The 11,730-nt window shown below is 32.3% G+C and carries 11 protein-coding genes; 10 read left to right on the plus strand and 1 reads right to left on the minus strand.

The window, feature by feature from the left end; genetic code table 11:
* The first annotated feature begins 3 nt into the window (after positions 1-3).
* Genes nuoK through B4E59_RS00565 form a run of 4 tightly spaced genes read left to right on the plus strand, consistent with a single transcriptional unit; the run spans position 4 to position 5,060 of the window.
* Entirely contained in the window at positions 4-330 is a 327-nt protein-coding gene (gene nuoK, locus B4E59_RS00550; protein WP_219034517.1) for an NADH-quinone oxidoreductase subunit NuoK, read from the plus strand.
* 2 nt (positions 331-332) lie between these two features.
* Positions 333-2,225, plus strand: a complete 1,893-nt coding sequence (gene nuoL, locus B4E59_RS00555; protein ID WP_291050624.1) for an NADH-quinone oxidoreductase subunit L — start codon at positions 333-335, stop codon at positions 2,223-2,225.
* A 7-nt stretch (positions 2,226-2,232) separates the two neighbouring features.
* On the plus strand, positions 2,233-3,651 hold the full coding sequence (locus tag B4E59_RS00560) for a complex I subunit 4 family protein (RefSeq protein ID WP_291050627.1): 1,419 nt from the start codon (positions 2,233-2,235) through the stop codon (positions 3,649-3,651).
* Positions 3,652-3,671: 20 nt separating this feature from the next.
* Entirely contained in the window at positions 3,672-5,060 is a 1,389-nt protein-coding gene (locus B4E59_RS00565; RefSeq protein ID WP_291050630.1) for an NADH-quinone oxidoreductase subunit N, read from the plus strand.
* A 98-nt stretch (positions 5,061-5,158) separates the two neighbouring features.
* On the opposite strand, the gene B4E59_RS00570 is transcribed toward B4E59_RS00565, so the two are convergent.
* Positions 5,159-5,881: a Cthe_2314 family HEPN domain-containing protein gene (locus tag B4E59_RS00570; protein WP_291050633.1), complete on the minus strand. Its 723-nt coding sequence runs from the start codon at positions 5,879-5,881 to the stop codon at positions 5,159-5,161.
* Between the two features lie 116 nt (positions 5,882-5,997).
* On the opposite strand from B4E59_RS00570, the gene B4E59_RS00575 reads away from it, so the two are divergent.
* From B4E59_RS00575 to B4E59_RS00600, 6 genes are all read left to right on the plus strand, one after another.
* Positions 5,998-7,851: a M1 family metallopeptidase gene (locus tag B4E59_RS00575; RefSeq protein ID WP_038333332.1), complete on the plus strand. Its 1,854-nt coding sequence runs from the start codon at positions 5,998-6,000 to the stop codon at positions 7,849-7,851.
* Positions 7,851-8,624, plus strand: a complete 774-nt coding sequence (locus B4E59_RS00580) for a type III pantothenate kinase (protein WP_286477316.1) — start codon at positions 7,851-7,853, stop codon at positions 8,622-8,624. Before B4E59_RS00575 ends, B4E59_RS00580 begins: the two co-directional genes overlap by 1 nt.
* A 144-nt stretch (positions 8,625-8,768) precedes the next feature.
* Positions 8,769-9,344, plus strand: a complete 576-nt coding sequence (locus B4E59_RS00585) for an RNA polymerase sigma factor (RefSeq protein WP_286486871.1) — start codon at positions 8,769-8,771, stop codon at positions 9,342-9,344.
* Positions 9,328-9,990, plus strand: coding sequence for a hypothetical protein (locus tag B4E59_RS00590; RefSeq protein ID WP_291050646.1), 663 nt, complete (start codon positions 9,328-9,330; stop codon positions 9,988-9,990). Before B4E59_RS00585 ends, B4E59_RS00590 begins: the two co-directional genes overlap by 17 nt.
* A 29-nt stretch (positions 9,991-10,019) precedes the next feature.
* Positions 10,020-11,060, plus strand: coding sequence for a PorT family protein (locus tag B4E59_RS00595; RefSeq protein WP_291050650.1), 1,041 nt, complete (start codon positions 10,020-10,022; stop codon positions 11,058-11,060).
* A 154-nt stretch (positions 11,061-11,214) separates the two neighbouring features.
* Positions 11,215-11,664: a hypothetical protein gene (locus tag B4E59_RS00600; RefSeq protein ID WP_147280029.1), complete on the plus strand. Its 450-nt coding sequence runs from the start codon at positions 11,215-11,217 to the stop codon at positions 11,662-11,664.
* Positions 11,665-11,730: the final 66 nt, after the last annotated feature.

An 11,730-nucleotide genomic window follows, 5' to 3' on the forward strand; every position in this document is an offset into this window, starting at 1 on the left:
AAGATGTTACCAATCAGTTATTATATTACTTTATCATTAATCCTATTCGGAATAGGAATGGCAGGTGTTATGTTACGTCGTAACGCAATTGTCATTTTTATGTGTATAGAATTGATGTTAAATTCTGTGAATTTGTTGTTAGTAGCGTTCTCAAAAATGCACTATCACGCAAATCCAGCATTAGAAAAAGGAACAGATGCACAACTTTTAGTATTCTTTATTATGGTTGTAGCCGCGGCTGAGGTTGCTGTAGGATTATCAGTAATAATTTTATTGTTCCGCAAAGTATACTCGGTAGATATTAATGTGTTAAATCGTTTAAAAGGTTAAGAATGGAGCAGTATATATGGTTAATTCCTTTGATTCCATTCATAGGATTTTTGATTAACGGTTTAGGACGAAATGTACTTTCAAAAAGCTTAGTTACTTTCATCGGAAGTGGAGCAGTTTTGGCAAGTTTCATTTTATCAATTATGGTTTTTATGTCAGTTCCATCAGGAGCAGATGCACAACCATTAATTTTTAAGGCATTTGATATTATCAATATTCCAACTTTACAAGTTCCGTTTGCATTTCAAATTGATGCATTAACGAGTTTGTTCTTGTTAATTATTACAGGAGTTGGATTTTTAATTCACGTGTACAGCTCGGCTTACATGAGCGAAGACAAAGGATTTGCAAAATTCTTTTCTTACCTAAATTTATTCATCTTCTTTATGTTGATTCTTGTGATGGGAAACAACTTTGTGATGATGTTTATTGGATGGGAAGGAGTAGGATTATGTTCATTCTTATTAATTGGTTTTTGGTTTACAAATCCAGAATATATCAAAGCAGCAAAGAAAGCTTTCATCATGAACCGAATCGGAGATGTTGGATTCTTATTGGCGATGTTTTGGATTTTCAAAGAATTTGGAACGTTAGAATATGTAAAAGTATTCAGCCAATTAGTAATTGATCCATCTGCATTTACAGGTTTTGTATTGACAGGAATTACATTATTGTTATTCTTAGCGGCAACAGGTAAATCGGCTCAATTACCATTATTCACATGGTTACCAGACGCGATGGCAGGACCAACGCCAGTTTCAGCACTTATTCACGCTGCAACAATGGTAACGGCAGGTATCTTTATGATTACACGTTGCAACGAATTATTTTCGGCAGCACCAATCACATTACAAGTTATTCAGTACGTAGGAATTGCAACAGCTTTTGTTACTGCAACGATTGCAATGCGTCAAAACGATATCAAAAAAGTATTGGCTTATTCTACAGTTTCTCAATTAGGATTAATGTTCGCAGCAATTGGATCTGGAGCGTATATCGCAGCAGTTTTCCACGTAATGACGCATGCATTTTTCAAAGCATTATTATTCTTAGGGGCAGGTTCTGTAATTCACGGAATGCACCACGAGCAAGATATGCGCAAAATGGGAGGTTTGAGTAAATACATGAAAATCACACATATCACTTTCTTGATTGGATGTTTGGCAATCGCTGGTATTCCAGGTTTATCAGGTTTCTTCTCGAAAGACGAAATGTTATTAGGAATGTTTGTTTCTAATCCAGTTGTTTACGGAATCGGGTTTATTGTTTCTGTGATGACAGCATTCTATATGTTCCGTTTATATGCAATGACTTTCTTAGGAGATTTAAGAGATAAAGATGCTCATCCGCACGAAAGTCTAGCAGCAATGACAATTCCATTAATCATCTTAGCAGTTCTTTCTGTTTTTGCTGGTTATGTAGGAATTCCAGCGTTGTTTATGCAAGACGGACATAAACTTCAAACTTTCTTAAGTGGAGTTGTATCAATCGGAGAAGCTCATCACGTTTCTCACGCAACAGAATGGATGATGATGGGAGCTTTATTACTTTGTGTGCTTGGTGCAATTTATTATGCCATCAAGAAATACACAAATCATGTAGATGGTGAAGCAACTGGAATTGCAAAATTCTTTGAAGACAAATGGTACATCGACGAATTATACGACAATGCAATTGTAAAACCATTGTTCGAATTAGGTGATGTCTTGAAAAAATATGTAGAAAAAGCAGGAATTGCAGCTTTTGTTTTAGGAGTTGGAACTGTTTCTGGTCGCGCATCAAAAAATGTACGTCAGCTACAAAACGGAAATGTAGGATTCTATATTATGCTAATGGTTGTAGGAATCGTGGCAGGTATCGCAATCTTTTTTATGGGGTATTTAATTTCAAAATAGGTTAGTAATGCTTTTATCTTTATTTATCATTTTACCATTAATAGTAGGAATTTTTATGCTATTAATGCAAGGTCAAAAACCACAAAGATGGTTAGGAGCATTCGTTGGTGGAGCATTGTTGGCGTTGTACTTGTTTATCACTTGCAAAGGTGGAAACAACGAGTTAACGTTTCAAACACAATGGTTCAATTTCAACAGCGTTAAAACTTATTTCGCGTTAAATGCTCAAGGTTTGGGAGGATTAATGATTTTATTAACTAACCTTACTTACTTAGCTCTTTTTGTTTATTTATCAACAACAAAACAAAAATATAGCAATACATTCTACGGATTATTGCTAATCACTTTAGCAGGATTAAACGGAGTTTTCTTAGCAGAAGATTTAATTTTATTCTATTTTTTCTGGGAAGTTGTTTTAATTCCAGTTTATTTCTTAATCGGATTATTCGGAATTGGAAAAGACAAAATTCGCGCAAATATGACATTCTTCTTATACACGATTTTAGGATCGATGTTTATGTTAGGAGGAATTATTTACATCGGATTTTTCTTACAACCAGCATCGTTTTTATTAACAGATGTTGTACAAGTTACAGGACCGCATTATTCAACAAACACAGCGTTGGCATTGTTATTCTTAATCGCTTTTGTGATTAAAATTCCAATCTTTCCATTTCACACATGGCAACCAACCATCTACAAAACATCTCCAACTCCATTAACAGTTGTACTTTCAGCTTTGATGGCGAAAATGGGATTATTTGCAGTGGTTACTTGGTATTTGGGGATGTTCCCAACGATTTCAGAATTGTTCAAATACATTACGTACATCGCAATTTTCGGATTAGTTTACGCTTCGTTAATCGCATTGAGTGCAAAAAATGTAAAGAAAATTATTGCATATAGCTCGATTGCTCACTTGGCTTTAATTTTTGTTTCTATATTTTCAGAATTAGCAAATGGTGTAACAGGAGCTTATTTTCAAATGTTTTCACATGGTTTAGTTGTTTTAGGATTATGGTTATGTGTAGATATTATGGAAAGAAAATATGATTTGACAGATATTAAATCGATTGGTGGTTTAGCGAAAGTTGATCCAACATTATCTATCTTATTCATGATATTCGGTTTAGCAAACGTAGCATTACCATTGACAAGTTCATTCATCGGAGAGTTTATGATGCTTTCAGCATTGTTTACACACAATCCAGTTTTATGTGTTGTGGCTTGTTTAGGTGTTATTTTATCTGCCGTTTATACGTTGAGATTATCAAGCGCATTATTGTTTGGTGAAGTTAAAAACATTAAACAAAAAGCTGCTCAAAAAGGAGGTTTTGGACCAATTGCAGTTTTATCAGTAATCGCAATCATCGTGATTATTTTAGGAGTTTATCCAACACCAATTTTTAATTTATTAGCACATTAATCATTTTTGAATAAATAGATATGAATACGATTATTTTATCAGCACTTTCAGGTATTATTTTGATGTTTAGTGGATTCTACATCAAAAATAATCGTGCCTTAAATATACTTTCTGTTGTTCTGTTTTTCGGAATGATTGTAGGAGGAATTTTCGATTTGAAAGGTTGCTCAATGTTCGCAGGAAAATTCGATAACATGATTGGACAGTCGCTTTACGGCGTTTCGTTCTTTATCGCATTGGCGGGATTGGCAATTTTTTACTTATTGTTGAACAAAGATTCGTTTGGAAAAGTAGGAAAACATGTGGCGGAATATTATGCCTTAATTTTCTTCTCTTTCGTTGGAATCGCAGTTCTAGCACAATTCCACAACTTGGTAATTATGTTCTTAGGAATCGAATTAATGTCAATTCCAATGTACATTATTGCAGGAACAAACAAAGAAAGTCTTAGAAGTACAGAAGCTTCTGTAAAATATTTCTTGATGGGAGCTTTCTCAACAGGAATTTTGATGTTGGGTGTAACATTTTTGTATGGCGCAACAGGAACTTTTATGGTTGATCAATTGGTGAACTATAACAAAGATTTCGAAACAATTTATTACGCAGGATGGTGTCTTATCATCTTTGCATTTTGTTTCAAAGTTTCTGCAGCTCCTTTCCACGCATGGACACCAGACGTTTACGACGGAACACCAACTGTGTTTACATCGTTTATGTCGACAATCATCAAAGGAGGATCGTTTTTAGGATTTATTTTAGTCTTAAAATCATTCCCAACAAATGTAGAATATGCCGAATATTACCGTTTATTATTTGCGTCAATCATCATTTTGACGTTATTTATCGGAAACTTCGGAGCAGTTTCTCAAAAATCTGTCAAACGTTTGATGGCTTATTCATCAATCGCGCAAGCAGGTTTCATGTTATTTGTTTTGTTCAACATCAATTCAGCTTCTAAAGAGGCTTTGATGTTCTATACGATCGCTTATTCGGTTGCGAATTTCATTATTTTTTATACGATTGATCAATTAAAAAATCCAAAATTTGAAAGTTTCATTGGTTTAGGGAAAGCAAATCCAGTTTTAGCAGCAGCGATGACAATTTCTTTGATTTCGTTAGCAGGTATTCCATTAACAGGAGGTTTCTTCGCTAAATTTATGGCATTGAGTATTGGAGGAACAAACGATAAAAACCTATTTTTGATAGTAATTGCATTGGTAATGGCAGTTTTGAGTATGTATTATTACTTCAAAATCATCAATTATATGTATTTCAAAAAAGGGAAAAACAAATTAAAAACACAAGACGGATTAACAAATTTCCTTTTAATCATCGGAATGGTTATCTTAATTGTGATGGGAATTTTTCCAGGAATATTATCTTCATTTTTGCAAACGCCAATGTGGTAATTGTAGAATGATTATTATATAGTTTTTTATTATTTATTATTTAAAAGCTCGTGTCAAGTACTTGACACGAGCTTTTTTTAGTATATTTAATTAACAAATTATTTCATAAAGGAATATCTTTTTTGAATTTGTCTATTCAATGTTGTAATTAGTTTATGTAATTCATTCATTAAAAGTTCTGTATCCTCATAAAACTCTTTATTTGATATTTTATTAGATTTAGGAAAACTAAATTCGTACACATTATCTTTTTTTAAATCAGTTATTTTAGACCTATTATCATTTATATCTGGTGAAAACCTATGATTAAAAGCATTCCTGATAACTTTATATGATTCATTAGTTTTTGTACAAAAATTTGAAAAATCTTTTCTAAGATTTTTATCTTTAATTTTAGGAATCAATTTATTAATATAGATATCATTTTCCTTTATTTTTAAATCTTCTATTTCGTTAATAAGTTGAGCAATAATATCTCTTACAGAATAATAATAGTAATAGAAAATTTCATTATAATATTCAAAAAGATATTTATCAGTGAATAAATTTTCATTTTTTCTACTTCTGTTATAATGAGTAATTAGATATAAATGACTCTGAGATAGTTTATTTAATCTATTAATAAAACAATTATACCACCAATTAATATCTTCTAAATTTTGAGCTTCTTCAAATGTTAACTTATAGTTGTGCATAGAAATTAAAGTATGTATATACTCAACTTCTATGGTTTCGAATTTTTTATACTTTTCTGAATATTGCTTTCTTTCGATTTCATCTGGGTAAGTAAATGATTTTGATTCAAGATAAATTTTATTCATTTAAAATATATTATAAGTTAGATGTTTTAAATGTAGCTCATAATATTTTTATTATCAGTAACCATTTCAAGCTTTTTCGTATTTTTGAGAGATTAAAGTTTAATGATTAGTTAGAAATGAGAAAATTTACTTTACTAATTTGCCTTTGTTTGGTACAATTTGCTTTTGCGCAACGCAAAGGATATTGGCAACAAAAGGTAGATTATAAGATTGATGTTGATATGAAAGAAAAAGCATATCAATACGATGGAAAAATGCAATTGAAATACACGAACAATTCGGGACAAAGCCTGAATAAAGTTTATTTTCATTTGTATTTTAATGCTTTTCAACCAGGAAGTATGATGGATAATCGTTTGCAAAACATTCCAGATCCTGATAAAAGAATGGCAACGAATGTTGGAACAAAAGAAAATCCTAAATATGTTAGCCGTATTTCTGAATTAAAACCAGATCAAATTGGTTACCAAAAAGTGACTTCTCTTAAGCAAGACGGTAAAGCCGTTTCGTATAAAGTTGATGGAACAATCTTAGAAGTTACGTTAGCAAAACCAATTGCAGAAGGACAAACTTCTACTTTCGATATGGTTTGGAATGCGCAAGTTCCTGAACAAATTCGTCGTTCTGGACGTAATTCGAAAGATGGTGTAGAATTTTCTATGGCGCAATGGTATCCAAAAATGGCAGAATTCGATCCAGAAGGTTGGCATTTAGATGAATATGTTGGTCGCGAATTTTTTGCTCCTTTTGGTAATTTTGATGTCACAATTAACATCGATAAAGATTATGTTGTGGGAGCATCAGGAGAATTACAAAATCCAAATAATGTAAAAGGTTATGTAAAAAATCCTACAATCAAAGCAAAAAATGGTAAAGTAGCTTGGAATTTCAAAGCTGAAAATATTCACGATTTTGTTTGGGCTGCAGATAAAGAGTTTATTGTGGAGCACGAAAAATCTAAACATGGCGTAGATGTTTATTTAGTTTATCAAGACAATGATAAATCTTCTGCGTGGAGACAAGCGATGCCTTATGCGTTAGGTTTCTTCGATTATAATTCTGAACATTTTGGTGAATATCCTTGGAAAACGTATTCAATTATTCAAGGTGGTGACGGTGGTATGGAATATGGTACTGCAACTTTAATTGCTGGAGGAAGTAATTTAAATAGTTTAATCGGTACAATTTTCCACGAAGCAGCGCACTCTTGGTACCAACAATTGTTTGGAATCAATGAAACGTACAACGAATGGTTCGACGAAGGTTTTACATCATATGTAGAGCAAATGGCACACCTTAATGTGGTAGATAAATTAAAAGTAATGCCTTCTAATCCAAATCCAGATGCTTACAAAGGATATATTAGTTTAGCACTTTCAGGAAAAGAAGAACCTGCAAGTTTATTGGCAGATTATTACAACACCAACTATGCATATTCTTTGGAAGCTTACTACAAAGGTCAAGTTTTAGCAATTCAATTGGGTTATATTATTGGGAATGATAATTTGAACAAAACATTTTTAGAATTCTATAAACAATGGAAATTCAAACATCCTTCTGGTAACGATTTCAAACGTGTGGCAGAAGAAGTTTCTGGAATTAATCTTAAATGGTACTTCAACTTATTTATCAATACAACACGCAAAATTGATTACGCTGTAGAAGCTGTAAACGGAAATACAATCACAATTGCAAATAAATCAGATTTTGCAATGCCGATAGATTTATTGGTTGAATATACAGATGGTTCGAAAGAATTATTTTACATTCCTTTACGTGAAATGCGTGGAGAAAAACCAGCAGAAAATTTAGTGGAATATCAAGGTGCTAAAAGAACGATTTTAGAAGATTGGTTCTGGACAAAACCAACATATGACGTTAAAGTTTCAAAAGAAGTTAAACAAGTTACCATCGATCCAACAAAACGTTTGGCAGATGTAAATGATAAAAATAACGTATTTACAAAATAATGTTATTAGCAGTAAATATTGGAAATACTAATCTTCGTTTCGCGGTTTTCAAAAGTGAAACGGAGATTATTACATGGACGATCAATTCAAAACCTTATCGTACCGAATACGAATTTTTTGCAAAATTCTCAAATATGTACGAGCCTTTCGGAATTGAGAAAGACGATATTACAGATATTGTGATTGGTTCGGTTGTGCCACCACTTACAGCAAGCGTTAAGATTGCTTTACAAAAGATTCACAAGTTCAAACCAATGGTTGTGGATCGTAATACACCATCAGCAATCAAGCATAAGTCAAACCAAATGGGAACAGATTTATATGCGAATGCGGTAGCTGCACATTATCAAAATTATCAAGGTAAAAAAATTGTCATTGATTTTGGAACTGCGCTAACTTTTTTAGGGATTGACGAATCGGCAAATGTCGGTGGAGTAGTGATTGCCCCTGGAATTATTACTGCCTTAAATTCGTTGGTTGGAGAAACAGCTCAATTACCAACAGTCGAACTGAAAGCGCCTAAAACTGTTTTAGGATCAGATACAGAATCTTGTATGCAATCAGGAATGGTTTATGGTTTTTTGAGTATGGTCGAAGGAATGATTGATCGTATCAATGCCGAAGAAGGAGAACAATGTTATGTGATTTCGACAGGTGGAGTTGGCGGTGTTTACAAATCGTTGACAGATAAAATTGATATTGATGATCGTCTACATACGATAAAAGGTCTTAAAATATTATACGAATTGAATAAAGATTCGTTTCAGAAATAATTTATTTTAGATAAATATGATTAAAAAGCTCGCTCATTGCGAGCTTTTTTCGTTCTATATCAAATCATTTCAAAAAAAATGTTTAATTTTCTGTAACCTTTTTACAAACCTTGAGTCTATTAAGTAAGAAAGCAATTAACACACGTGAAATTATTTGTACTAAATCGAAAAAGTAAAGAAGAAATTTTAGTCGATCGACTAAAAAAGAACGATGCTTTGGCGCAAAAAGAACTCTACGAACAAAGCTCCAAAAAGATGTTGAGCGTTTGTAGAAGCTACATTGAAGACATGCATTATGCAGAAGATTGTATGATTAATGGTTTTTGTAAAGTCTTTAATCATATCGAGAAATTTCAAAATAAAGGAAGTTTCGAGGGATGGATGCGTCGAATTATGGTCAACGAATGTTTAACTTTTTTACGTGCAAATAAAACATTGATTTATGTTGATGATGTAAGAGTTTCTAATTATGATGAAGCAGATGAAGAAGTAGAGGAAACGTGGTTAAATTTTAATGTGCAAGACATGTTAGATCAACTTTCAGAACCTTATCGATTGGTGTTTAATCTTCATATTCTCGAAGATTATTCGCATCAAGAAATTTCAGAAATGCTGAATATTTCGGTATCGACTAGCAAAACGCAATTGTTTCGTGCAAAGGCAAAACTGAAAGAAATTGTTCTAAGTAAAAAGAAAATGACAAATGAAAAACAACGATAAAATATCAAACTATATAAAAGACGATTTAGAAAATCGTGAATTGAATCCTTCTCATGATGCGTGGGACAGAATTCAAGCTCGTATGGATGTCGCTCCATCACCACAAAAATCAAATTTTAAATGGTGGTTGTCTGCTGCGGTTGTGGCGTTATTTACGGTTTCTACATCAATTTATTTATTCACGAATCAATCGAAAGATGATCAACCAAAAGAATTTGTAAATCATCAGGAACAAAATAATCCGCAACAAATTCAATCAGATTCTAATACAGTTCATTCTTCAGAATCGATTTTAGCAAATAATGAAAAGATTGATTCTTCTAAAAAAGAAGTTGAAATTCAGACGCAAGAAGAGAAGAAACCAATTCAACATGGTAAAGTTCAAGTGGCAATAAACGAAGAATCTCAACAAGTTGAAATGGCTTTTCCAACGAAGAAAGAAGCTATTGTAGAGAAGAAAGAAGAGTTAAAATCAGAAGCTCAACCAAAGAAAAATATTGCAGCTAACACAACATTAGATTCTGTAAAAGTGAACAAAAAGAAGAAGAATTTTGTAGATCCAAATATGTTGTTGTATTCGATCGAAAATAAAGAAAATCTAAAGGAGTCAAACCAATCACGCGTGGTTTCTATCGGCTTCAAATAAAACATTAATATCCCTAAATTAGCAAGATTATGATAAAAAAACTTATCGTAGCAGGATTATTATGCTTATCAGCTACATCACTATATGCTCAAAAATTTACATTTGATTTGAATGATAAAAACGACGAAAAAATCAGTCCAATTGTAAAAGATCGCATCAGCGAATTTACGTTAGTGATTCGTCAAATTGTTCAGGAAGAAAAATCTGCAATGGAAAAGAAAATTGCGGCAGTTGACAAAGAATTAACAGAAGGAAAACTGAATGCTTCTGAGGCTACAGCGAAGAAAGAAGCGATTGCGAGCGTGTATTCGGGAACGATAAATGATCGTATTCAGGAGGTAAATTTCAATTTAGATGATATCATCAAACAACAAGTTGCATTTTCGATTATGAACGGCGAAGATCCAATTACGCCAAAAACGAAACAAGATGTGACGAAACGTTACCGAATTGCGAATCAAATTAATGGTTATGCTTCTTTTGGATACATGGCGTTTACAGGAAAAAAAGATGAGGAATTGAACAAACACGAGAAGTTTTCGAGCAACATTACAGTAGGTTTAATGTACGAAAGACAATTATCGTTAACAAGTCCTGTTAACTTTTTGGCAGGAGGATTATTTTCGTGGAGAACGTATCGCATCGACGATGATATGCGCTTTAATCGTGATGAAAATGGAAATGTTGGCTTGGTAAAAAGTGATAAATCGTTAGATAAATCGAAATTGCGTTCGGCCTATTTTATGGTTCCGGTTGGATTTAAATACAACTTTTCGAAAGTCAAAAATATTACCGAAGATTTTGCATATCGTCCGCAAGGAAAACACTATATCGCAGCGTATATGTATGGAGGAACGTTGTTATCATCGAATAATATTTACAAAGGAGATGGTGTTCGCAACAAAGAACGTGGAAATTATAATGTGAATAATTTTATCTACGGAGCTGAAATAACAATTGGTTTAGGATTGATTGATGTTTTTGTAAGAAAAGATTTGAACAATTATTTTAAAGATAACACATTTGATAATCGTAAAATGATTCAGTTTGGCATAAATCTTGGATTATAACAATTATCTCAATCATAGTTTTAGTATTGAAATTTTATAACATAACATTTTTTTTAATATAATGAACCTCAGATTTATCTGAGGTTTCTTATTTGTAGAAAAATTTTCTAAACCTGTTCAAAAAAATTGTAAATTAGTACAAATCCAATGAGAGATGGTAAAATCTAAACTTAGTTGGCAAACACTTCTTCTCGTCATCATTTTTCTATTATTAATGATGGTTAACTTCACGTTTGTCAAAGCTTTTTGGTTTGGAGGAAATTTTTGGATAGACGAACCTTTTTTACGCATTGGCGTTTTCATGATTTCTTTACTTGCATCGATGTCTATTTTATACGATTTAACGTTTAATTTGACCTTATTTACGTTAAAAGAAGAAACGTTCGAAATCAGAACAATTTTCAAAAAAGATGAAATTCCATATCGAGCAATTTATTATTTGTACGAAGAAGAAGACATTTTTCGCTTGAATCGCAATCAAATTCTAACTATTCAAACCAAAAAATCAAAGTTCAGATTACGAAGTTTTTTTGATTCAAATTATGATCAAGTAAAAACTAAACTAACCGAAAAAGCAGAACAATACGTTAATTTATTAGCTTAATGATATTAAAAAAACGTCGCTCATAGACGACGTTTTAATTATTACTATTGTCCCGTCCTGAAATAG

This window comes from Empedobacter sp. UBA2044 (assembly GCF_002333005.1).
GTDB classification, from domain to species: Bacteria; Bacteroidota; Bacteroidia; order Flavobacteriales; family Weeksellaceae; genus Empedobacter; species Empedobacter falsenii_B.

Bases quoted from the DNA above. Each gene is read 5' to 3' on its own strand.
- B4E59_RS00595 (WP_291050650.1), top strand. From the start codon at position 10,020: ATGATAAAAAAACTTATCGTAGCAGGATTATTATGCTTATCAGCTACA.
- B4E59_RS00565 (WP_291050630.1), top strand. From the start codon at position 3,672: ATGAATACGATTATTTTATCAGCACTTTCAGGTATTATTTTGATGTTT.
- B4E59_RS00570 (WP_291050633.1), bottom strand. From the start codon at position 5,881: ATGAATAAAATTTATCTTGAATCAAAATCATTTACTTACCCAGATGAA.
- B4E59_RS00560 (WP_291050627.1), top strand. From the start codon at position 2,233: ATGCTTTTATCTTTATTTATCATTTTACCATTAATAGTAGGAATTTTT.
- nuoK (WP_219034517.1), top strand. From the start codon at position 4: ATGTTACCAATCAGTTATTATATTACTTTATCATTAATCCTATTCGGA.
- nuoL (WP_291050624.1), top strand. From the start codon at position 333: ATGGAGCAGTATATATGGTTAATTCCTTTGATTCCATTCATAGGATTT.
- B4E59_RS00590 (WP_291050646.1), top strand. From the start codon at position 9,328: ATGAAAAACAACGATAAAATATCAAACTATATAAAAGACGATTTAGAA.
- B4E59_RS00580 (WP_286477316.1), top strand. From the start codon at position 7,851: ATGTTATTAGCAGTAAATATTGGAAATACTAATCTTCGTTTCGCGGTT.
- B4E59_RS00575 (WP_038333332.1), top strand. From the start codon at position 5,998: ATGAGAAAATTTACTTTACTAATTTGCCTTTGTTTGGTACAATTTGCT.
- B4E59_RS00600 (WP_147280029.1), top strand. From the start codon at position 11,215: ATGGTAAAATCTAAACTTAGTTGGCAAACACTTCTTCTCGTCATCATT.